The following is a 22,530-nucleotide window of genomic DNA, read 5'->3' as shown; positions in this document are numbered from 1 at the left end:
ACCGCCCCTGCCACCACACCGCCCCCCATCGCCACGCCACCACACCCCCCCACCCTCACCCCACCTCAGGCGCCTCCCCCCTGAACACCCTCCGACGCATCCCCCAACGACGCATCCCTCAACGACACACCCCCGGACACTCCCCCGGACACACCCTCCACCCCGCCCCCCTGCTCCGGAAGCGCAACCAGAACCGCCGCCCCCGACCCCTCGTCATCGTCATCACCCGAGTTGATGCGGTCCAGCACCCCATCCCGCTCCTCGGTGTCCTCCGGCCGGACGAAGCCGAGCAGGATGAAGAGGACGAGCGAGGTGGCGACCGGCGAGACGATCTGGATCTGCAACTGGATGTCGCTCAGGCCGTAGTTGGTCAGCCAGAAAGCGAACAGACCGGCCGCCCACGAACCCAGTGCCGCCGTGGGCCCGGACTTGCGGAAGGTCCGCAACATGCCGAGCAGGAACGGGATGGAGATCGGTCCGACCAGTCCGGCCACCCACTTGATGACGACGGTGATGATGTCCTTGAACGTGGGCGAGTTGACCTGTGTCGCTATCGCCATCGAAAGACCCAGGAAGGCGACCGTCGACAGCCGCGCGGCCAGCAGCCCGGCCCGGTGCGACCAGTCCCGTGCCTTCGCCGAGAGCGCCGGCGCGATGTCCCGGGTGAACACCGCGGAGATGGCGTTGGCGTCCGAGGAGCACATCGCCATCGTGTGGGAGAAGAAGCCGACGATGACCAGCCCCAACAGGCCGTGCGGCAACAGGCGTTCGGTGAGCAGCGCATACGAGTCGGAGGCGTCCGGCTTCTCTGCCTTGACCAGCAGCGGCGCGACCCACATGGGGAAGAAGAGGACCGCGGGCCAGATGAACCACAGCGCCGCCGAGAGCCGCGCCGAGCGCTTGGCCTGCTGGGCGCTGCGGGTGGCCATGAAGCGCTGGGCCTGGTTCCACATGCCGCCGCTGTACTCGAAGGTCTTGATGAAGAGATACGCGAGCAGGAAGGTGAGGGTGTACGGGCCGACGGTCGGCTGGGTGTGGCTGTCCGGCAGTCTGTCCCATACGGTCCACAGCGAGCTGAAGCCGCCCAGCTCGCCCATGACGGTGACCAGCATCGCGATACCGGCCAGCAGCTGGATGACGAACTGCCCCAGCTCGGTGAGCGCGTCCGCCCACAGGCCGCCGACCGTGCAGTAGACGCCGGTGATCACACCCGTGATGAGAATGCCCTGGTTGAGCGAGATACCGGTGAAGACGGACAACAGGGTGGCGATGGCGGCCCACTTGGCGCCCACGTCCACGATCTTCAGCAGCACGCCGGACCAGGCCAGCGCCTGCTGTGTCGGCAGGTTGTAGCGGGTCTTGAGGTATTCCAGCGGCGAGGCGACCCCGAGCCGTGAGCGCAGCCGGTTGAGCCGCCCGGCGAACAGCTGGGCGCCGATGGCGATGCCGATCGCGATGGGGAAGGACCAGGTGACGTAAGAGGTGACGCCGTATTGGTACGCGATGCCGGCGTACCCGGTGAACATCACCGCGCTGTAGCCGGACATGTGGTGGGAGATGCCGGACAGCCACCACGGCATTTTGCCGCCCGCGGTGAAGAAGTCGCTGACATTGTCCACCCGTTTGTGCGACCACACACCGATCGCGATCATCACGCCGAAGTAGCCGATGAGCACGGCCCAGTCGAGACTGTTCATGCCCCCTCCAGGGGTCCGCCTTGTGAATATGCATCACTTCGCCGTGACGCGTTCTGTGGGGCGGGGTCCCCATGCGGGGGTGGGGACTTCGGGGATTGAACCGCTCGATGAGCGGGCCGGTCAAGGCATCAGCGGTCATGGATGTGAACCAGGATCAGCAAACCGAACGATTTTACCTTGTCTTGACCCTCGGGGGCGTTGTCCGGACCAGGGTGCCGACCCACGATGAGGCACACACTTCGCCGGGCGACGTATGCCCGAACGCACGAACCGAACCGAACCGACACCGACATCGGCACCGACACCGACACCAGCATCGACACCGACACCAGCATCGACACCGACACGGGCATCGACACCGACACGGGCATCGACACCGACACGGGCATCGACACCGACACGGGCATCGACACCGACACGGGCACCGACACCGACACGGGCATGGGCCTCGGCATCGATCCCGGCAGCAGCAACGGCCGCACGGGCGCGGGACCCCGTACGGCCGGCTGTCCGGAACGCGACGCAGACGCCCGGAAGGAGGCGGTGCCCGACGGCTACCGCATCAGCTCCCCCGCATTGACCAGCAGCGACTGACCCGTGATGGCGCGCGCCCGGTCGGAGGCCAGAAAGACCGCGGTCTCGGCCACATCCGCGTCGGTCGCCAGCTCGGGCAGCGCCATCCGCCCGGTGAGCCGGCCGAGCACCTCGGACTCCGGGACGCCTTCGGTGTGCGCCTGGAACCGTACGTACGCCTCCACGGGCGGGCCCCACATCCACCCGGGCTGCACGGTGTTGACCCGTATCCGGTCCGGCCCCAGCTCGCGCGCCAGCGAGTACATCGCCGAGACCAGCCCGCCCTTGGACGCCGCATACGCCGCCTGCTGCACCTGTGAGGGCGCGGCGACCGACGACTGGGTGCCGATCATCACGACCGATCCGCCGCCGCGCGCCGTGAGCGACGGCAGACAGGCGCGGGTCATCCGCAGTGTGCCGAAGAGGTTGACGTCGACGACGTTGCGCCAGGAGTCGAAGTCGGCGTCCCGCAGGCCTCCGAAGAGCGAGTCCAGGGCGGCGACATGGATCACCGCATCGATGCCGCCGAACCGCTCCACGGCCAGCGCGGCCAGCGACTCGCACTGCCCCTCGTCGCCGATATCGGTCGCCCGCCAGGCCGTACGTCCGCCCGAAGGGTCGATCTGTGCCGCCGACTTGGCGAGGTTCACCTCCGTACGGGCCCCCAGCACCACCGAGGCGCCGTCCCGTACGCAGGCCGCCGCGACCTGATGGCCGAGCCCGGCCCCGACGCCCGAGACGATGACGGTCTTGTTCCGCAGCAGCATGCGCGCCTCCCGGTCCCGGCCCAGTGTCTGACGGTCCGTCAGTGGCGTCAGGGTAGGGCCGGGGCGCGGGGAAGACCAGGGGCGTTCATCAGTGCCTGTACTCGATCGAGGCGCTGCGGGCGGTGGTGGCGTCCTCGGCCCCCTCCCGCCTCGCCCCTCCCGCCTCACCCCTCCCGGCGCGCGCCCTCCAGCGCGGTCTTCAGCGCGGTCTTCAGTCGGCCCAGCCCCTCGCCGATCTCCGCCGGGGAGTGCGTCACGAACGACAGCCGGACGGCCGTGGGGTCCGGCGTGCCGGCGAAGAACGGCGCCCCGGGGACGTAGGCGACGTCATGCCGCACCACTTCGGGCAGCAGCGCCGTCGCGTCGTACCCCTCGGGCAGCGTCGCCCACACGAACATGCCGCCCGCCGGACGGTTCCAGCGCGAGCCCTCGGGCAGCGCCGCGGACAGCCCGTCGACCAGCGCATTCCGCCGCTCGCGGTAGGCGTCGCGCACCCGCGCCAGATGCGCGTCCAGGTCCGCCACCGTCAAGTACCGTGCCGCGGCTGCCTGGTCGACGGTCGAGGTGTGCAGATCGGCGGCCTGCTTGGCGATGACACAGGCACGCCGCAGCGCGGCCGGCGCGCGCAGGGTGCCCAGCCGCAGACCGGGCGCCATGATCTTGGAGAACGAGCCGAGCAGCGCCGTACGGTCCTCGGCGCCGGGGAAGGAAGCCACCCACGGCACCGGATCGCCCTCGAAACGCAGCTCCCCGTACGGGTCGTCCTCGGCGATCCACAGCCCGCGCCGCGCGGCGATCCCGGCGACCGCGGCCCGCCGTTCGGCGGTCAGCGTCCGGCCGGTCGGGTTCTGGAACGTCGGGATGATGTAGAGCAGCTTGGGCCGCTCGCGCGCCGCGATCTCGTCCAGCGCCGCCGGGTCCAGGCCCTCGTCGTCGGTCGGCACCGGCACCACCCGGGCGCCGGCGAGGGAGAAGATCTGCAACGCCGCGAGGTAGCAGGGGTCCTCGACCAGGACCACGTCGCCCGGCTCCAACAGGGCCGTGGCCAGCAGCGACAGGCCCTGCTGGGAACCGGTCGTCACCAGCACGTCATCGGCTTCGGTGGCCAGCCCGCGCGCGGTGCTGCGTGCCGCGACGGCCGCCCGCAGCGCCGGATCGCCCTCGCTGGTGGAGTACTGCAGAGCCCGTCGGGGATCTTCGGCCAGCACATGCCCGAAGGCGTCGGCTATGCCCGCCGCGTCGAACAGCTCGGGCGCGGGCAGCCCGCCGGCGAACGAGATGACCTCGGGCCGGGCGGTGAGCGCCAGGATGTCGCGTACGGGCGAGCTGCCGGTCCGTGCCGCACGCGTGGCGAGCTCGGGGACGGGCGTGACGGCGTCGGCAAGGGTCGCGTCCGGCATGGCGGCTCCAATCGCTCCAGGTCTGCGGTTAACCCGCGTTAGCTGCAGATACCAGGCAGCTTAGGCGCCGCGGCGGGCGGTGTGCAGGGGTGCCCGCATGGTGAGCTCCCACATGAGGAAAGCCTCGGAACGATGTCGTGCGGTCCGGCTACGGTGACGTTCAGACGAGGGCTGCTTCGAATGGGGGCACGGAATGGATCCATTGGTACTCGCGGCGGGAACTGCCTTGGTGAGCAGCATGGCTACCGATGCCTGGCAGCACGCCCGCGACTCAGCGGTGGCTCTGTGGCGCCGAGTGCATCCGGACCGGGTGCCTGCCATCGAGGCCGAGCTCGCTGACGTCCGGTCGGAGGTGATCGCGGCCCGGGAAGAAGGGGACGCGCAGGCGGAGGAGGAACTCGCCGCCGACTGGCAGCGCCGACTGCGCAGGCTCCTCCGGGACGATCCGTCCCTCGCGAATGAACTGCGCCGCGTCCTGGACGAAGAGCTGAGTCCGCTGCTGGCCCCTGCCGAGCAGACCCGCATCGGTCAGGTGCAGATGACCGCGACAGCCTCCGGCCATGCTCGGGTCTATCAAGCGGGTGGTAACCAGATCATCCGGGAAGCGTGAGCGAGGCCCGCACGGGGGTATTCCCTGTGTCCTGAGGGGCGCACTCACGGGGCGAGGCAGTCAACCAGCAGTGCCGGCAGAGGAGTTCAAGAGAATGTCGGAGCAGCATCCTCGGGGGAACATCGGGGCTCCCGAAGTCGTGGCTCACGGGCACGGGAGGGTATTTCAAGCAGACAGGGACCAGCACATCACTGAGCACCACCACCACTACAGCAGTGATTGGACGGGACAGACCTTCCCTCAGCAGTCTCCCGAAGGCATGGGAACAGGGCCGGACTCGATTCGGGTGCCCCTGGCGGCGCCGAAACCGGTCGTCGTACGTAATCGGGACGAGGCCAAGGCGAAACTCCTTTCCGCCGTGACGACTCGGGGCGGCGCGCGGATCCATGTGCTGCACGGAATGGGCGGATGCGGCAAAACCACTCTGGCGCGATTCGTTTTCGACGAGACGGTCAGCGGCCGTGCCGTTGAGGGCTTCTGGGTGAATGCCGCCAGCCGTTCCGCGCTGCGTGCGGGCATGCTGTCCGTTGCCGCTGAGCGAGGTGCCACCACCGCGGAACTCGACGCGGTCCATCGAGGGCACCGACCAGCCGCGGACCTGGTCTGGGGTTATCTGGATCGGCCGGGCACGCCGTGGATCCTCGTGCTGGACAACGCTGATGACCCCGCCTTCCTCGACGGCGGATGGATCAGGGCCAGCCGACACGGGACCGTCCTGGTGACAACACGGCAGGCGCAGTCGCCGGTTTGGGCGGACGCTGAACTCCACCACATCGATCTCCTGCCGCCGCGGGACGCGGCCCGGGTGCTGAGTGACCTCGCGCCCTCCACGGGAAGTGACGAGGACGCACTGGAGCTGGCGCAGGCTGTGGGCCGTCTTCCGCTGGCTCTCACGCTCGTCGGATCGCAGCTTTCCGATCAGCTGCTGGAGGCGGTGACGATGGCCGACTTCCGCCGTCGGCTCGCTCATGAACCGAGTGTGCAGATCGATATCGGGAACGTCCCCTGGGACTCCGATCTGCGGCGGACCCTCGGCAGCACCTGGCAGCTCTCGCTTGATGCGCTGGCGGAACGAGGGCTGCCGGATGCCGGCGCGCTGATGCGTTTGTTCAGCTGCTTCGCCCCTGATCCACTGCCCATCAGCCTTATCCGGCCCGGAGAGTTGGAAGCTGCCGGACTGGGAAGGATCGAACCGCCGCTTTCCAGCAACCGAGTTGCCGCATGTCTGCGAGGGCTCATCGGTCAGGCCTTGGTCCTCGTCGACGATTACCCCGGCCAGGGTGGTGAACCGCCCACTCGCATCGTGCAGCTCCACGCGCTGGTGCTCGACACGGTCTTCAGGGGCATCCCGGCACGCATGCGTGCACCCCTGCTGGCTGCGGCTGCCGCTCTCTTCCTCCAGGCTCTCCCGGAGGAAGTCCCCACACCCGCTGGAGATCGCATGCGAAACATGATGGTCCCGCACGCTGTCCAATTGCTGCAGAACGCGGAAGCGGAAGGCGGCGAGCAAGTCATTGCCGCCGCCTTGACGTCGACCCGACGGCTCCGCGACGACTTGATGGCGCGAGGTGAGGAGCTAAGTGCGCATCCGTTGGCGCAACTTGTGGTCGACGTGGCCCAGCGGAATATTCCGTCCGATGACCCGGTTCTCCTCGAGGACCGGTATCAGCTCGCCAGAACTCTTGTCTGGGCCGACGATCACAATGCTGCGATCTCCTTGCACCGTGAGGTGCTGACACAGCGCGAGCGCACTCTGGGTGCCGATTCCCCGGACACGCTGCGCAGCGCGCATGAGCTGTTCTTCGGCCTCTACTTCTTGGGGGATTGGCCGGCTGCCGAGCGTACGATCCGCCGGGCCGCGGAAGGGCGCGAGCGGGTCTTGGGTGAGAGCCACCCCGACACATTGCACAGCCGCGGCCTTCTGGCGGAGGTGCTGTGCCGCATGGGGGACGAGGAGGAGAACGTCCGGATCTCCGAAGAGATCTGTGAGGTCAGCGAAAGGGTACTGGGAGCGGAGCATCCCATCACCATCAGCAGCACCCTCACCAGGGCATTTGTGCTCGACGAAGTGGGCAGGCCGGCGGATGCCGAGGGCCCGGCCCGCCGCGCCCTGGAGGCCTGTAGGCGGGTCCACGGTGAGCAGCACTGGTTCGCCATGGCCAGCGCGAATCGGCTCGCCATGGTTCTTCGGGGCCTTGGCCAATGCGAGGAGGCCCAGCGGCTGGCGGAGGAGGTCCTCGGCGTTCGGCAATTGATGCTCGGGGATGAGCACCACCACACGCTGCTCATCCGCATCGAACTCGTCCGTATTGCGCATGCTGCCGGGCGTGTGGAGGAGGCGGTCGAGTTGGGGAGGGCGACGCTCGAAGCCTGTCGGCGGGCGCTCGGCGAAGATCACCAGGAGACGATCGACTGCCTCGCCGCGTTGCGCGCGGCGGAGGACGCTGTGCGGTAGCCGCACCCCTAGCCAGTGATCTGACAGAGCGTCAGAATGGTGCTCTGTCGGATCTGCCTGCCCTGGGGGTATGCGATGAGTGATGTCACGCACGTGGAGGCGTACGCCCAGTTGGCCGGCGTGGGTCCGTACGGCGTCAGTCCGGGCCATGCGCTGATCACGATGGTGGAGCCGCACGCCGGCCATGAGCGTGCCTATAACAGATGGTACGAGGACGACCACTTCATTGCCGGCGCCATGGCCATGCCGTGGATGTATGCGGGCCGTCGATGGGTGGCGACGCGTGACCTCCAGCTCCTGAGGTATCCGACGGAGTCCGCAGTCGCCCAGCCGGTAACCAGCGGGTGTTATATCTCGATATACTGGGTGACAAAGGGGCGCTATTCCGAGCACATCAAGTGGAGCGTGGGAATAAATCGGCGGCTCAATGAGGACGACCGCGTCCATCGCGATCGGACCCACGTCTTTACGGCCTTCCATGAGCATGTGGCCACGGTCTACCGGGATGGCGCCGACGGGCCCCGTGATTTCCATGCCTTGCATTACCCCTACGACGGTTTGGTCGTGGAGGTTATCGATACCGCCGATGCCGGTCAGCGTTCCGAGCTTCTCGAGTGGCTGTGCGCGGAGCACCTCAAGGAAAGACTGCCCGGATCCCAGGTGGCCATGGTGATGGCCTTTCGTCCCCATCCGCTGCCGGAAGACCGCATGTCATACGTCAAGCAGGTGGAGGGGGTGGAGAGTCGAGTGACGCTTCTATGGTTCCTGGAGCAGGATCCGCGAGCGTGCTGGAGCGAGCGATTCACAGGGCTCGACTCCCTCGTGGCGGATCGTGGCCTCGGCTCTGTCGAATTGGTTGCGCCCTTCATCCCCACGTTGCCGGGGACCGACCGCTATGTCGATGAGCTCCGTTGAGTGGAGGTCTCAGTTCGGGGAGCGGCGGAGGTGCGGTGGCCGGCGGTCGGGGACTGCGTAGTGGGCGAGGCTGAGCCCCCTCGGCCAGGACGGCGGACCAGTCGAGAGGGCTCGTCTTGTGACGCGGGGCAGTGGTGGCGTCAGGCGCTACCAAGGCGTCCGCGGTCGATATCCGAAAGCAAAGCCGTCCATGCCTGCTCCGAAAAGGAGAGGGCCGGTCCGCTAGGTGCCTTGCTGTCGCGTACGGCGACCGCTGACTCATCCAGGCGGGCGACCTCGACGCAATTTCCGTCCTTACCCGAGTATGTCGACTTCCGCCACATCAGAGTCGTGTTGAGCTTCCTCGTCATTTGCACTCCCGTGTGTTCGGGTTGGCGAGAAGTGGTGACTTCTCGGAGTGCTGACGACGCTACGCTCCAACATCGCTAACAGGGGGAGTCGATCACTCGACCGGATGACATATGCCGGAGTGCTCTTCCTCGGAGTGCGGTGATGGTGTACTTTCCGCCCCCGCGGTCTCAGGTGGCGTACTCCTTGGCCACGTCTGAGATGAATTTTCTCGTCTCGTCCGCATTCAGCGCCTGGGCCCGCAGATGCTCGTACATGATTCCGTACTTGTGGACGTCTCCATGCTTCTCCAAGTAGAGGTCGCTGGTGACGCCTTCCAGATAGACCGTGGTCGAGTCCGAGGGGTCGTCGAACTCCAAGATGGAGAACGTTCCGGTCATTCCGGGGTGTGAACCCACCGAGTACGGGACCACCTGGAGGGTTACATGGGGGAGCTGGCTCAACTCGACCAGGTGCTCCAGCTGTTCGCGCATCGTCTGGCGGTCCCCGACGACGCGACGGGTGGCCGACTCGTCGATCACGGCCCAGAAGCGGAGCGGGGTCTCGGGGGCGTGCAGTCGCTGCTGTCGCTTGAGGCGCACGCCGACCCGGCTCTCGACGTCCTCCGGAGTGGCTTCGGGCCACATCCCACGGATCACGGCCTCCGCGTACTCGGGCGTCTGAAGGAGGCCCGGAACCAGAAGTGACTCGTAATTCCGCACGGAGAGCGCATCGGCTTCCAGGCCGATGTAGACGCTGTAGCTAGGCGAGAGGCTCCCGAATGCATGCCACCAGCCCTGCTGACGGGACTCCTTGGCCATTTGCATGAGGGATTCGACCATGTGCTGGTCCTCGACCTCGTAGACCGCGCACAGATCGCGGACATCGCGCTGGCTGATGCTGCGGCGGCCGTTCTCGAGTCTGCTGATCTTCGACTGGGAGACCAGTAGCTTCTCGGCCACCTCTTCCGCCGTCATGCCCTTGAGCTCGCGGAGCCTTCGCAGCTCCTGGCCCAACCGGCGTCGCCTGACGGTGGGATTGACACTGGACGCCACGGGAAGTGCACCTCCGGCTCCGTACTGCTGTTGTTTCCTGTTCAGCAGACTGCCACTCCGGGGTGACACCGCGCAGTGAAATGCACACAGAAGGCGAGCGAGCATGTGCGCGGGGTGGCGGGCCGGCCGTCGTCCAGAACGGCCGGTCCGCCACCCCGCGCTCCTTGCTGCGGCTCCCGAACGGGATTGTGGGGATGGTGGTGCGGTGGGTGCACCGGTGGTGCCAGGGGGCTTACGCGGCTTACGGCGTCAGCGGGCGCCCACCCGGGCCATCCTGCTGTGGCCGTGCCGTGACTGACCCGGCACGCCGGCCGGTTCCGCCGTGGCACGGGCCGTCGCCGGTTGCCGTACGGCTCCCGCGCTCGCGGCCTGCGGCCGCCGAGGCTGTGCCGCGGCGCCGTTCTGCACATCCATCACGGCGTGTGCGACCAGCCCGCCCATCGGGTCGTGCCGGATCAGATCCCGGAGACGGGAGCGCGATGAACGCCCTTCGTTCCCTGGGTACAGATGCTTGCCGAGTCCGACCGCATGGGCCAGCGCGGCGAGCGCCGCGGTCCGCGGGTCCGGGGGTACGCCGGTGCGGATCGCGTTGTCCAGCCGGGCCCTGATTTCCCGGCTGATGGCCGTCTCCGTCGCCTGGTAGCGCGTCGTCGGCAGCACCCCGCACATCTGTCCCGCCACGGCATGCACCATGCCGCACCGTTCGAGATGCGTGAGATACGTCTGGCGCAGCCCCAGTCGGGGCCCGCCGATCCAGTGGACCGCGCGCACCGGACTGCCGCGTCGGCGCAGCAGTTCGAGTGCGGAGTCCAGAGTCGGATCTCCTGTCGGCCGTGCCATCACCACGGCGATACGATCCCCATCTGGGGCTATCCGTCCTGCCAGAGCCAGCTCTACTAGCTGTGCCCCGGCCAGGCCGAGGTCGAGCGACTGCGGCTGCGCTGTGGTGCCCGTGGTCGGGTCCAAAGCGAGCAGCAGAAGCTCCTCCGGAATTGTTCTGCGGCTCCTGCCCATCCATGCCTCCCCGCGTGGATGAATGACAGGGTGACCCCTCTCACATTCATCTGTCGAGAGTGCGTGGGGGGTTCGGTAGGGAACCGGTAGGTATGTCGTTCTCGTCTTGCACGTCGGCGACAGCTATCCGTGGGGTGCGGCGCGTACCGGTACGCGTGGCGGCGCGCTGGCGTCACGCGTACACAGGACACTTGGAAACACTGGGCCAGGCAGCAGTGCGACGTATGAAGGAGACATCGGTGGCGGGCGAGTCCCCCGACAAGTCGGACAAGAAGCAGTCGTCGGGGGAGACGACGCGGAGCGAACGCGATCCGCGCCTGTCGGTCCTCCGCGGGGAGCCGGACGAGCCGGCGAAGGAATCCGGGACGGAGGCCGCGGCGGAGTCGGACTCCGCGGGTGCGCCCGAGGCGTCTGAGGCGGCCCAGGAGGCCGCTGAGGGTGGTGAGGGCGCCGGGGGTGGTGATGACCGCCTCCGGGCCGCTGTGGCCGCCTGGGTCGCTGGGAGCGATGACGAGGGCGATGACGAGGGCGCTGACGAGGCGGCGGAGTCGGAGTCGGAGTCGGAGTCGGAGGGTGGCTCCGAGGGCGGCTCGGGTGAGGCTGAGGCGTCGGTGGGTGCGTCCGCCGAGGCGTCCGGGGGCGCCGAGGGGGATGCCGACGGTGCCGAGGTGAAGTCGGACGTGAAGTCGGACGTGAAGTCGGACGTGAAGCCGGACGTGAAGCCGGACGTGAAGCCGGACGTGAAGCCGGACGTGAAGCCGGACGTGAAGCCGGATGCAAAGTCGGACGTGAAGCCGGAAGCGAAGGCTGCGGCAAAGGTCGATGCAAAGGCCGAGGTAAAGGTCGACGCGAAGGCTGACGCGAAGGTTGCGGCAAAGGCCGAAGCCGGCCGTAAGGGCTCCGAGTCGGAGGTCGATTCCGAGCCTGAGTCGAAGGCCGAGTCGAAGGCCGAGCCCGAAGTCGAGCCTGTCGCGAAGCCCAAGGTCGTCGATCAGCCGACTGCTGTGTTCAAGACCGTCGGGCCGCAGAAGGGTAAGCCCGACGAGGCCGCCCGGGACGGCAAGGGTGACGACGAGGCCGAGGCCGACGACGCGACCCGAGTGTTTGCCATTGCGAAGGTCAAGGGGAAGGGGGCCGCGGCCGAGTCTGTCGACCAGGCGACCACCGCATTCAAGATCACCCCGCCCACCAAGGGCACGACCGCGGCCAAGGACAAGCCCGCGGCCAAGGACAAGTCCGAGACCAAGGGCAAGCCCGAGACCAAGGACAAGTCCGAGACCAAGAGCAACGACAAGAGCAACGACAAGGACAAGGGCGAGGAAGGGGCCGGCGCCAAGAGTGCCCCTGCCGCCGAGCGTGACGCCGAGCGGACCAGCCAGTTCGTGGCGCTGAAGTCGGCGGACGACGGTACGGCGGGCAAGTCGCTGGGTAAGACGGCGCCCAGGACTCCCGCCCGTACGCCAGACAAGGCCCCCGATAAGGCCCCCGATAAGGCCGCCGATAAGCCCTCTGGCAAGGCCACCACGGACAAGCCGGCGGACAAGCCGGCGGACAAGCCGGCGGACAAGGCAGCGGACAAGGCAGCGGACAAGGCGGGAGACAAGCCGGCGGACAAGCCCGCCGCCGGCAAGGCTCCGGGCGCCCTGCCCGCCGCCGCGCCGACCGCACCGTCCAAGCCCGCCGGCCGGCCCGGCGCCATGCCGCCCGCCGCCCCCACGGGCGCCACGGCCGCCGCGGCGCCCGCCACGCTGCCGGAATCCGAGCGGACCAAGCAGCAGCCGCTGCCGCCGCTCGACCTCCTGGCGAAGCTCACCAACACCCCGCCGCCGCCCGAGACCCCGCTGCGCACGGTCGTCCGCCGGTTCAAGATCTGGACCCCGCTGGCGGTGCTGCTGGCGATCATCTTCGTGATCGTCCAGTCGGTGCGCCCGCTGCCCGCCCCGACGGTCGTCCTCGGCGACGCCAAGTCCTCGTTCACCTTCGAAGGCGGCAAGCTCTCCATCCCGTGGCCCGAGCACGGGCAGGCGGCGGTCAAGGTCGTGGGCTCCGGTGATCTGGGGACGTTCGGCGAGCAGAAGCCGGTGCCGACCGCGAGCGTCGCCAAGATCATGACGGCCTACGTCATCCTCAAGGACCACCCGCTCAAGAAGGACGAGAAGGGCCCGCAGATCGAGGTCGACGACAAGGCGGTGACCGAGGGCGGCTCCACGGACGAGTCGCGGATCAAGGGGCTCAGGGCGGGGCAGAAGTTCAGCCAGCAGGACATGATCAAGATGCTGATGATCCCGTCCGGCAACAACATCGCCCGGCTGCTGGCCCGTTGGGACACCCGGTCCGCCAACGAGGGGGCGTTCGTCAAGAAGATGAACGCCGCCGCCAAGGACCTGGGCATGAAGAACACCACCTACACCGACCCCAGCGGCCTGGACCCCAAGACCGTGAGCACCGCCGTCGACCAGCTCAAGCTGGCCGAGGCCGTCATGAAGTTCGACGCCTTCCGGCCGATCGTCGCCATGACCAACGCCGAGATCCCGGGCCTGCCGGCGCGGATCAACAACAACAACGATAATTTGCTGCTGGCCGGGCTGAGCATCAAGGGCATCAAGACCGGCTCCAGCACGGCGGCCGGCGGCACGCTGTCCTGGGCGGCCTACAAGACCGTGGACGGCAAGGACCGGCTGATACTCGGCACGATGATGGACCAGCACTTCAAGGGCCTGGACCCCAACGGCTCCAACAGCCTCACCATGGTCAAGGACAACAGCCAGAAGGTCATCGAAGCGGTACGTAACGCGCTGAACTCGGCCACGGCGGTGAAGAAGGGGCAGGTCGTCGGCTATGTCGACGACGGACTGAACGGACGGACGCCGGTCGTCGCCACCAAGGACGTGAACGCGGTCGGAGTCCCGGGCCAGAAGCTGGAGTTGAGCATCAGCGACGGCGGCAAGACCCTCCCGCACGAGGCGAAGGCCGGGACCACGGTCGGTGTGCTGACGGTCGGCAACGGCCAGAGCATCCAGAAAACGCCGGTGGCGCTGCAGAAGGATCTGGTCGTGCCGTCCTTCGGAGCGAAGCTGATCCGGCTGGGGTGAACGGCCCTGGGGGGTGACTCCCCCGGATGAGTGGCCCTAGGGGGGAGGCACCCCCTAGGGCCCTTGCTCGAAGTCCATCCGTCCTCCCCCCTGTACCTCCCCGTCTCACTCAAGCCCGTCCGTCCTGTGCGTGACCGGAGCCCGTCATCGACGTAGCACAAGCGCAAGGCCAGAAGACGACATACGCGTCCGCCGTCGCGGCTCGTGGTTCCCGGGCGGCACGGGGCGCGGTGGTGCTGGTGCCCTCCGGGCTGATGCTGTTCCTGGGGGAGTGGGGAGTCCGCCGGAAGGACGCCATATGGCGTGACGAGGCGGTCACCTACGACATGGCGCACCGCAGGCTGGCCGACCTGTGGCCCACGCTGCAGCACGTCGATGTCGTACACGGCCTCTACTACACGCTGATACACGTCTGGTTCCGCGTCTACGAAGCCACCCTCGGCGGCGTCTTCGGCCAGGTGATCGGCCTGCGGTTGCCGTCCGTCGCCGCGATGACCGTCGCCGCGGCGGGCGTTGCCCTGCTGGGGCAGCGTCTGGTCGGGCGGCGGGCGGGTCTGCTCGCGGGCCTCACCTTCGCGCTGATCCCTGTCGTGCAGCAGTACGCGCAGGAGGGACGCTCCTACGCGTTGGTCTGCGCGGTGGTCGTCTGGGCCACGTATCTGCTGGTGCTGACCGCCGCCCGCCCGCGCCGAAAGCTGTGGCTCGGCTATACGGCGCTGATGCTGTTCGCGTGCCTGCTGCACGAGTTCGCGTGTCTGGCGCTGCCGGTGCACGGCGCCGCGGTGATGCTGGCGCGGCTGCCCCGACGGGTGCTGCGCGCCTGGGCACTCTTCGCCGTCACCGTCCTCGCCGGACTGGCCCCGCTCGCGGTCTACAGCACCCGGCAGTCCGCGCAGATCAGCTGGCTGATGTGGCCGGATCCCATCCAGCTGTTGACCTTCGCTGTGCTCGCGGTCCTCGGTATCGCCTGTGCCCGCGTCCGGGTGCGCTCCCGCGGTCCGATCGGCCTGCGTGCCCTGGCTGTCCCCCTGCTCCTGCTCCCCACCCTGCTCCTGCTCCTGCTCTCCCATGTCGAACCCGCCTACGTCGACCGTTACGTCCTGTACTACGTCGTCGGATTCGCGCTGCTCGCGGGCGCCGCCCTGGCCCGGCTGCTGCGGCCGGCGGGCGAACTGGGCCAGACCAACGGCCGGCGGCTGCGGTGGCTGGCGGTCGTGGCGCTGGTACTGGCCACGCTGTTGCCCGTGGACGTCCATCTGCGTAGCCCGGACAGCCGGGTCGACGACGCCACCGCCATCGCCCAGGCCGTCCGGCAGCTCTCCGGACCGGGCGACGGGCTGCTCTTCACACCGTCCCGCCGCCGGATCTGGATGGCGCCCCGGCCGCACGACTTCCGAGGTCTGCGCGATCTCGCCCTGGCCAAGAGCCCATCGGTGTCCCACACCCTCTACGGAACGGAGCTGTCCGGCGACGAGATCCGCGGCCGGATACTGGCCAGCCGCCGCATCGTGGTCGCCGGGGACCCGGCCGGGCAGCCGGCCGACAACAGTGACCAGGAGATCGCCAAGCGGGCCACGCTGCGCTCGGCGTTCGTGGTGTGCGACACCATGGAGGTTCGGGGGGCCCGGATGACGCTCTATGCACGGGTGGGCGGCACGGGCGGTGGGGGCAGGGGAGGCTGCTGAGTCGGAACACCGGCTGTTCATGGGGATGCGGCCGCAACCGAGGCATACCTCGTGGAGGCATTGCGGTATCGGGGTGGCACCGTGCCTGAGCACCGATAGAGATATCCCCGCAACAAAACCACGAAGGGGCCGTCAGCTTGCTGACGGCCCCTCGCGAATGGTCGTGGGAATGGGAATTCAGCAGTACGGGAGGCTCCCGGTGCCTGGCAAATTGCCAATGTATGCCCAGCCGCTTACCCCGGTGGTGTTTTCCTTGAGCTTCGCCATCCAAGCATCTCCTGCCAAGGCCATGCAGTACCCGGTGACCGAGTGGCTCTTGTATCCGAGCCCCCCTTCGGGTGCGAGGTTTGAGCCTTCCATTCCTGCTGATCGGTAAGGCGCCGGCCAGGTGCCTGCCCGTTCGGGGGCGTGCGGCTGCTGTGAGCGCCGCGCGCGTGGGGCGCCGCGGCCACCAGGCCCCCAGCGCATCGCCCGCCCGTCACACCAGGCTCGTCGGCCCCGTCCTTTCCCGGCAGGCTCCGGGAGCGCGGCCGTGCCCTCCGGGGTGAGGCGAAGCCGACCGCGCGAGCTGTACGCCGGAGTGGTCATGACTCCCCTGTCCGCCGCGAGTCTTCGGTGCACAGCGAAGGGAGTCGTGCCTACGGTGCCCGTATGAGCACCTCCCCGGAGTACGCCACCTTCCATTTCCATGCGCTGCACCACGCCGACCAGCCGCTGCTGCTGCCCAACGCCTGGGATGTCGCCTCCGCCGTCGCGCTCGCCGGAGCCGGGTACGCGGCGATCGGCACGACGAGTCTGGGCGTCGCCGCGGCCCACGGCTATCAGGACGGGCGCGGCCTCGCCGAGACCCGGGACGCGACGCTGGCCCTGGCGCTGCGGCTGAACGGCCGGCTGTCCTGCCCGTACACGGTCGACATCGAGGGCGGGTTCGGCGGCGGCCCCGGGGAAGTCGCGGACCTGGCGGCCCGGTTGGCGGACGCCGGAGCCGCGGGGCTCAATCTGGAGGACGGGCTGCCCGGCGGCGAAGGGCTGCAGGATCCGGCCCGTCAGGCCGAGTTGATCAGCGCGGTGAAGGAGCGGGCGCCGGGCCTGTTCCTCAACGCCCGGATCGACACCCACTGGCTGGTGGACACCCCGCCGCCGCTGTCGGATGCGCTCGCGCGCGCCGAGACCTATCTGGCGGCGGGCGCGGACGGCGTCTTCGTACCGGGTGTCGTCGCCGACGAGGACGTATCGGTGCTGGCCGCCGAGGTCCCCGCCCCGCTGAACATCCTGTTCGCCCCGGGACGGCACACCGTCAGCCGACTGGCGGAACTCGGCGTGCACCGCATCAGCACCGGCTCGCTGCTCTTCCGTACGGCCCTGCAGGCCACCCTCGGGGCGGCCGACGCCATCCGTACGGGCCAACCGCTGCCGGAGGTGTCAGGAGCGGGCGGCGAGGTGATGGGGTATGCGGAGGTGCAGCGGTTGATGGGGGAGTAGCCGGCGGGGGAGCGGGCGGGCTCAGATCTGCCGGCCCCGGCTGCCGTGGCGCCGGCGGTGCACGGCGATGACCGCAGTCGCGACGCCCAGCGCTCCCGCTCCGCCTATCAGCCCGGCCTTGGGGAGGTGGCCGGCCTTCTCGGCCAGTCCCGCCAGCCCGTTGTCGGGCAGCATGATCGACGTCCGGCTCTCCGTGGGCGCGAGGGAATCGGTGGCGAAGGCGGCGCCCGCGGGAAGCAGCAGGACGGCCAGCGCACCGGTCGCGACGGTGGCGGTACGGATCACGGAGCGGCGCAGGGCCGGCATGGGTACTCCTCGTCGTGGGCGGCTCGGGCCGCCATCAGGGGCGCGGTACGTGACGGCACGTTACGGAGCGTCCTTAACGGCGATCCATACGTTGTGTAACAGTCACCAAGATCTCTGGAATCGGTCGTGTGACGGAGCGCCCGTCCGGCCCGGGCAAAAGCCCGCAAAGGTCGTCGGAATGGCCGCTGTGAAGATTTCCTGCGCCGGCACCTTGGATAGCTTGGTGTCGAACTACGTCCGTATATGTAGCGATTTGCAGGCATGGTAATGGACATGGCAAGCGCTCGGGGTGTGTCCTGGGGCCCATGCGCGGCAGCAGAGGCGGTGGGCGACGACATGCGACGGTGGCGACCACGCACGGTGCCGGCCCCCTGCGCCGTCCTCGCCACGCTCGCCGCCCTCGCCTCGCTCACCCTGCTCACCGGCTGCGCGGGCACGGGCGGCCTGCATGACGAGGGGCGCGCCAGGGACGTCAAGGCGCCACTGGCGCTGTGGCCGGAGTACTCGCCGGCCCCGCTCGGCCGGGACGAGAATCCGGCGGCCCTCAAGGCCGTACCGGGCGTCCCGCGCATCCCCGGCGGCAGCATGGCGGACGCGGACCCGCTCGCCGTCCTCGACGCCGACATCGGCGCACAGGGCCGGACCCCGCCCGCCCCTAAGTCCGTACGCCGCCCCGAGCTGCACGACCTCACGGACGACGGCAGGCCGGACCTGCTCGTCGTCGTCGACCTCGACCCCCGCAACAGCGAGCTGCGCGTCTACAGCGTGCAGAACGCGGTGGTGACCCGGGTGCTCGCACTGCGCGGGGTGCTGGACGGTGTCGATCTGGCGGCCGGGCATCTCGCCATCCGTGAACCCACCAAGGATCCGCGCTACGTCAGCGTCACCGACTACGTGTGGGACGGCAATTCGATGGGCCTGTGGGACCTCACCCTTGACGAGGCCCGTAAGCGTAAGCCGCAGACCCCGCATGCCCGCGACGGCGGCCCATGAGAGGCCCTGCGGTCTCCCTCCGCTGGAAGATCGCGCTGACCGTGACGGCGGTGTGCTGCGCGGTCGCCGCCGTCCTCGGTGTCCTCGTCCACAACGCGGTGGCCCGCCAGACCGTCGGCCAGGTCCGCAAGGAGACCCGCACCGACCTCGACACCGCCCTGGACCTCTTCGAGTACGGCACCTCCCGCGAGGGCATCAACTCCCTTCTCGATCCGCCCGAACTTCCCGGAGAGCTCCGCGAGGTGGCGCGCTCCGGGCATCGCGGCACCATGGTCGGGACGTATCGGGGCCGCCCCGTGATGTGGGCGGCGGCGCCCGCCGACGACCGGGTCATGGCGGTCTGGTCGCCCTACGGCAACACCCGCCGCTCCCTGGAGAACCTCGATACAGCCATCCTCGGCTCGGCCGTACTCGCCGCCGTGGCCGTCGCCCTCGCCGGACTGTTCCTCGCCCATCGCATCAGCCGCCGGCTGGGCACCACGGCGGCGGTCGCGCGCCGTATCACCGCCGGCGACCTGGACGCCCGGGTCGGCGACGGCGACGGCGACGGTGCGGGCCTGGGGGCGCGCGGCGGCCCGGCGGGGCGGGACGAGGTGGCGGCGGTGGCCGCGGCCCTGGACTCGGTGGCCGGCTCCCTGCAGAGCCGCCTCCAGGCCGAACAGCGCTTCACCGCCGATGTCGCCCATGAGCTCCGTACGCCCCTCACCGGCATCCTCGCCTCGGCCGAGCTGCTCCCGGAGGGCCGCCCCAAGGAGATGATCAACGACCGGCTGCGGGCGCTGCACCGCCTCACCGAGGACCTGCTGGAGATCTCCCGGCTGGACTCCGGCGCCGAGCACGCCGACCTCGACGCGTACGAACTCGGTGCGCTGGTCGCACGCTCGGTACGCGCCACCGGACTCGACACCGAGATGCGGATCGTCTCCGACACGGTCGTCGAGACGGACCGCCGCCGTCTCGACCGCGTCGTCGCCAACCTCGTCATCAACGCACACCGGCACGGCCGGCCCCCGGTCGTCGTCACCGTCGACGCCCCGCCCGGCGGCCCGCCGACCATCGCGGTACGTGACCACGGCCCCGGCTACCCCGTCGACCTGCTGCACCACGGCCCCCAGCGCTTCCGCACCGACGCCCCAGGCCGCGGCAAGGGCCACGGCCTGGGCCTGACCATCGCCGTCGGCCAGTCCGCCGTCCTGGGCATCGACCTACGCTTCAGCAACGCCCCCGACGGCGGCGCCCGCGCCGTTCTCCGGCTGCCGCCTCAGGCTGCTGTTGAGCCGTGAGCCGTGAGCCGTGAGCCGTGGGCCGTGGGCCGTGGGCCGTGAGCCGTGGGCCGTGGGTCGTGGGTCGTGGGCCGTGAGCTGTGAGCCGTGAGCTGTGAGCCGTGGGTCGTGGGCCGTGGGCCGTGAGCTGTGAGCCGTGGGTCGTGGGCCGTGAGCTGTGAGCCGTGAGCTGTGAGCCGTGGGCCGTGGGCCGTGGGCCGTGGGCCGTGGGCCATGGGCCATGGGTCGTGGGTCGTGGGTCGTGGGTCGTGAGCCGGCCCGTGCCGATCCGTGATCCGGTGACGTCATCACCGGTCGGCGCCATCACCGGTCGATGTCTTCACCAGTCGATGTCATCCGGCGGCTCCGGCAGCGCCTCCTCGTCCTCCGGCTCCGGCGGCAGACGATCCCCCCGCACGGGCTGAGCCGCTCTCGCAGTCGCTCCCGCAGCCGCCCCCGCTCCCGCAGTCGCCCCCGAAGGACCGGCACCGGCAGCCGCATCCGAAGAACCGGCGGCCGCCCCTTCGCCGCCCTCCGCTCCCCGCCCCGCCAGCTCATCCAGAATCTGCTGGCCGTACTTCGCGAGCTTGTTCTCGCCGACCCCGCTGACCGCGCCCAGCTCGGCCGTCGTCGTCGGCCGGAGGGTGGCGATCTCCCGCAGCGTCGCATCATGGAAGATCACATACGCGGGCACGCCCTGCTCCTTGGCCGTACGGCCCCGCCAGCCACGCAGCGCCTCGAAGACCGGCAGCGCCTCCTCCGGCAGATCCACCGGCGCCGCCCGCTTGGCCTTCGCCGCCTTCGCCTTGGCCGCCCGTGCGGCCTTCTCCGGCTCCCGCCGCATCGGCACCTCGCGACGGCCGCCCAGCACCTCGCCGCTGTTCTCCGTCAGCACCAGCGTGCCGTAATCACCTTCGACGGCGAGCAGCCCCTGCGCCAGCAACTGCCGTACGACACCCCGCCATTCGGCCTCCCGCAGATCGTCCCCCACCCCGAAGACGCTCAGCCCGTCATGATCGAACTGAATGACCTTGGCGGTCTTCTTGCCCATCAGGATGTCGATGATCTGCCCCGCGCCGAACTTCTGTCCCCGCTCACGCTTCAGCCGTACGACCGTCGACAGCAGCTTCTGCGCGGCCACCGTGCCGTCCCAGGTCTGCGGCGGGGTCAGACACGTATCGCAGTTGCCGCACGCACTGCTCTCCTGCCCGAAGTAGGCCAGCAGCCGCACCCGCCGGCACTGCACCGTCTCGCACAGCGCCAGCATCGCGTCGAGATGGGCCGACAGCCGCCGCCGATGTGCCTCGTCGCCCTCCGACCCGTCGATCATCTTCCGCTGCTGCACCACGTCCTGCAGCCCGTACGCCAGCCAGGCCGTCGACGGCTGTCCGTCGCGCCCGGCACGCCCGGTCTCCTGGTAGTAGCCCTCCACCGACTTCGGCAGGTCCAGATGCGCCACGAACCGCACATCCGGCTTGTCGATCCCCATTCCGAACGCGATCGTGGCGACCACGATCAGCCCGTCCTCCCGCAGGAACCGCGCCTGATGCTCGGCACGCATACGGGCATCGAGCCCCGCGTGATACGGCACCGCGGCGATGCCGTTGTCCACCAGGAACTGCGCGGTCTTCTCCACCGACGCCCGTGACAGGCAGTAGACGATCCCCGCGTCGCCCGCATGCTCGTCCCGCAGCAGCTCCAGCAGCTGTTTCTTCGGCTCGCTCTTCGCCGCGATCCGGTACTGGATGTTCGGCCGGTCGAAGCTCGCCACGAAATGCCGGGCGTCCTCCATGCGCAGCCGTGAGGTGATCTCGGTATGGGTGGCGTCGGTCGCGGTGGCGGTCAGCGCGATCCGTGGCACCTCGGGCCAGCGCTCGTGCAGCATCGACAGCGCCAGATAGTCCGGCCGGAAGTCGTGGCCCCACTGGGCGACACAGTGCGCCTCGTCGATCGCGAAGAGCGAGATCTTCCCCCGGTCGAGGAGGTTCAGCGTCTGCTCGACCCGCAGCCGCTCGGGCGCCAGATACAGCAGGTCCAGCTCCCCGGCCAGGAACTCCGCCTCAACGAGCCGCCGCTCCTCCAGATCCTGCGTCGAATTGAGAAACCCGGCCCGCACCCCGAGCGCCCGCAAGGCGTCGACCTGGTCCTGCATCAACGCGATCAGGGGCGAGACCACGACCCCCACACCGCTCCTGACCAGCGAGGGAATCTGATAACACAGTGACTTGCCGCCACCGGTCGGCATCAGGACGACCGCGTCCCCGCCCCCTATGACGTGCTCAATGATCTCCTGCTGACTGCCGCGGAACGCCTCATACCCGAACACCCGGCGCAGCACCTGCACCGCCTCGCTTGCGTCTGAAGCGTCTTCCACATCCATGTCCACGACCACTTCCACGTCCGCCAGAGCCATTCCAGAAGCGTACGAGCTCCGCGGGGGTCCCCGTCGACCCTGTGGATAACTCCCGCCTGCCTCTTCAGATCGCCACGAACGGGATGATTGCCACCAAAACGGCAGAGACGTGCGCCCTCTCCATGGACGAACTCGGCCAACCGCGCGGCGCGCCGGAGCAGCAAGGAGCCATCGCACCCCGGCGCCGGCGGCCGCGGCGAGGACGGGGATGTTCCGCCCGCCCACAACGGGCACCCAGCGCGGCACCCGCTCACCCCATGGCCGCACCAGCCCGAGGGTGAGCAGCCCCAGCGCCTCGGCGACCAGACTCGGCCCGATCAGGTAGAGCGACGTCCAGCCGGGGAAGTTGCTCTCGTGCAGCGGATGGCTCGCGTCGAACCCGGAGGGCATCCCGAACGCTATGGCGCATCGCCACAGGCCCGAGGGCAGCAGGGTGAGCGCGGCGGCGTGGGCCGGCCACCGGATCGGGCGGGGGACGGACGGC

Annotated in this window: 17 protein-coding genes; 9 read left to right on the top strand and 8 right to left on the bottom strand. The window is 69.2% G+C overall.

The annotated features are described in order from the left end of the window. Nucleotides 1-65: 65 nt before the first annotated feature. Nucleotides 66-1,697, bottom strand: a complete 1,632-nt coding sequence (locus KI385_RS19690) for a sodium:solute symporter family protein (protein WP_238573472.1) — start codon at nucleotides 1,695-1,697, stop codon at nucleotides 66-68. A gap of 225 nt (nucleotides 1,698-1,922) precedes the next feature. Here KI385_RS19690 and KI385_RS19685 point away from each other — a divergent pair, with 225 nt between their 5' ends. Beyond that, nucleotides 1,923-2,291: a hypothetical protein gene (locus tag KI385_RS19685; protein WP_238573471.1), complete on the top strand. Its 369-nt coding sequence runs from the start codon at nucleotides 1,923-1,925 to the stop codon at nucleotides 2,289-2,291. Here KI385_RS19685 and KI385_RS19680 read toward each other — a convergent pair. Beyond that, nucleotides 2,252-3,037: an SDR family oxidoreductase gene (locus tag KI385_RS19680; protein ID WP_238573470.1), complete on the bottom strand. Its 786-nt coding sequence runs from the start codon at nucleotides 3,035-3,037 to the stop codon at nucleotides 2,252-2,254. The two genes, KI385_RS19685 and KI385_RS19680, sit on opposite strands and share 40 nt — an antisense overlap. A gap of 164 nt (nucleotides 3,038-3,201) precedes the next feature. Beyond that, a complete protein-coding gene (locus KI385_RS19675) occupies nucleotides 3,202-4,437 on the bottom strand; it encodes an aminotransferase-like domain-containing protein (protein WP_238573469.1) in 1,236 nt (411 codons plus the stop codon). Nucleotides 4,438-4,675: 238 nt separating this feature from the next. On the opposite strand from KI385_RS19675, the gene KI385_RS19670 reads away from it, so the two are divergent. The 3 genes from KI385_RS19670 to KI385_RS19660 all read left to right on the top strand — a co-directional run bounded on the left by KI385_RS19670 (nucleotide 4,676) and on the right by KI385_RS19660 (nucleotide 8,417). Then, nucleotides 4,676-5,047 carry a hypothetical protein gene (locus tag KI385_RS19670; protein WP_238573468.1) on the top strand — a complete coding sequence of 124 codons (372 nt, stop codon included), beginning with the start codon at nucleotides 4,676-4,678 and terminating at the stop codon, nucleotides 5,045-5,047. A gap of 94 nt (nucleotides 5,048-5,141) precedes the next feature. Next, nucleotides 5,142-7,502 carry a tetratricopeptide repeat protein gene (locus tag KI385_RS19665; protein WP_238573467.1) on the top strand — a complete coding sequence of 787 codons (2,361 nt, stop codon included), beginning with the start codon at nucleotides 5,142-5,144 and terminating at the stop codon, nucleotides 7,500-7,502. 75 nt (nucleotides 7,503-7,577) lie between these two features. Beyond that, nucleotides 7,578-8,417, top strand: a complete 840-nt coding sequence (locus KI385_RS19660; RefSeq protein ID WP_238573466.1) for a hypothetical protein — start codon at nucleotides 7,578-7,580, stop codon at nucleotides 8,415-8,417. 140 nt (nucleotides 8,418-8,557) lie between these two features. On the opposite strand, the gene KI385_RS19655 is transcribed toward KI385_RS19660, so the two are convergent. The 3 genes from KI385_RS19655 to KI385_RS19645 form a co-directional block, all read right to left on the bottom strand. Next, a complete protein-coding gene (locus tag KI385_RS19655; RefSeq protein WP_342593523.1) occupies nucleotides 8,558-8,740 on the bottom strand; it encodes a DUF397 domain-containing protein in 183 nt (60 codons plus the stop codon). Between the two features lie 195 nt (nucleotides 8,741-8,935). Continuing rightward, complete coding sequence (locus KI385_RS19650) at nucleotides 8,936-9,799, bottom strand: helix-turn-helix domain-containing protein (protein WP_238573464.1); 864 nt, start codon at nucleotides 9,797-9,799, stop codon at nucleotides 8,936-8,938. Nucleotides 9,800-10,048: 249 nt separating this feature from the next. After that, nucleotides 10,049-10,813 carry a GOLPH3/VPS74 family protein gene (locus tag KI385_RS19645; protein WP_238573463.1) on the bottom strand — a complete coding sequence of 255 codons (765 nt, stop codon included), beginning with the start codon at nucleotides 10,811-10,813 and terminating at the stop codon, nucleotides 10,049-10,051. Nucleotides 10,814-11,052: 239 nt separating this feature from the next. On the opposite strand from KI385_RS19645, the gene KI385_RS19640 reads away from it, so the two are divergent. From KI385_RS19640 to KI385_RS19630, 3 genes are all read left to right on the top strand, one after another. Continuing rightward, nucleotides 11,053-13,905 (top strand): D-alanyl-D-alanine carboxypeptidase, encoded by a 2,853-nt coding sequence (locus tag KI385_RS19640; protein ID WP_238573462.1) that lies wholly within the window; start codon nucleotides 11,053-11,055, stop codon nucleotides 13,903-13,905. A 230-nt stretch (nucleotides 13,906-14,135) separates the two neighbouring features. Beyond that, nucleotides 14,136-15,590 carry a glycosyltransferase family 39 protein gene (locus KI385_RS19635; RefSeq protein WP_425356933.1) on the top strand — a complete coding sequence of 485 codons (1,455 nt, stop codon included), beginning with the start codon at nucleotides 14,136-14,138 and terminating at the stop codon, nucleotides 15,588-15,590. A gap of 651 nt (nucleotides 15,591-16,241) precedes the next feature. After that, complete coding sequence (locus KI385_RS19630; protein ID WP_128507652.1) at nucleotides 16,242-17,072, top strand: isocitrate lyase/PEP mutase family protein; 831 nt, start codon at nucleotides 16,242-16,244, stop codon at nucleotides 17,070-17,072. Between the two features lie 21 nt (nucleotides 17,073-17,093). Here KI385_RS19630 and KI385_RS19625 read toward each other — a convergent pair whose 3' ends face one another. Beyond that, nucleotides 17,094-17,378: a hypothetical protein gene (locus tag KI385_RS19625; protein WP_238573460.1), complete on the bottom strand. Its 285-nt coding sequence runs from the start codon at nucleotides 17,376-17,378 to the stop codon at nucleotides 17,094-17,096. A 273-nt stretch (nucleotides 17,379-17,651) separates the two neighbouring features. Between KI385_RS19625 and KI385_RS19620 the strand changes: the two genes are divergently transcribed. Continuing rightward, a complete protein-coding gene (locus tag KI385_RS19620) occupies nucleotides 17,652-18,371 on the top strand; it encodes a hypothetical protein (protein WP_238573459.1) in 720 nt (239 codons plus the stop codon). Further along, nucleotides 18,368-19,654, top strand: coding sequence for a sensor histidine kinase (locus KI385_RS19615; protein ID WP_238573458.1), 1,287 nt, complete (start codon nucleotides 18,368-18,370; stop codon nucleotides 19,652-19,654). The genes KI385_RS19620 and KI385_RS19615 overlap by 4 nt, the downstream gene beginning before the upstream one ends. A 319-nt stretch (nucleotides 19,655-19,973) precedes the next feature. Here KI385_RS19615 and recQ read toward each other — a convergent pair whose 3' ends face one another. Further along, nucleotides 19,974-22,046, bottom strand: coding sequence for a DNA helicase RecQ (recQ, locus tag KI385_RS19610; protein WP_238573457.1), 2,073 nt, complete (start codon nucleotides 22,044-22,046; stop codon nucleotides 19,974-19,976). Nucleotides 22,047-22,530 lie beyond the last annotated feature (484 nt).

The organism is Streptomyces inhibens (assembly GCF_022221585.1).
GTDB classification, from domain to species: domain Bacteria; phylum Actinomycetota; class Actinomycetes; order Streptomycetales; family Streptomycetaceae; genus Streptomyces; species Streptomyces inhibens.
The sequence above is the reverse complement of the archived record's forward strand: the minus strand, read 5'-3'. Positions and strand labels throughout refer to the sequence as shown.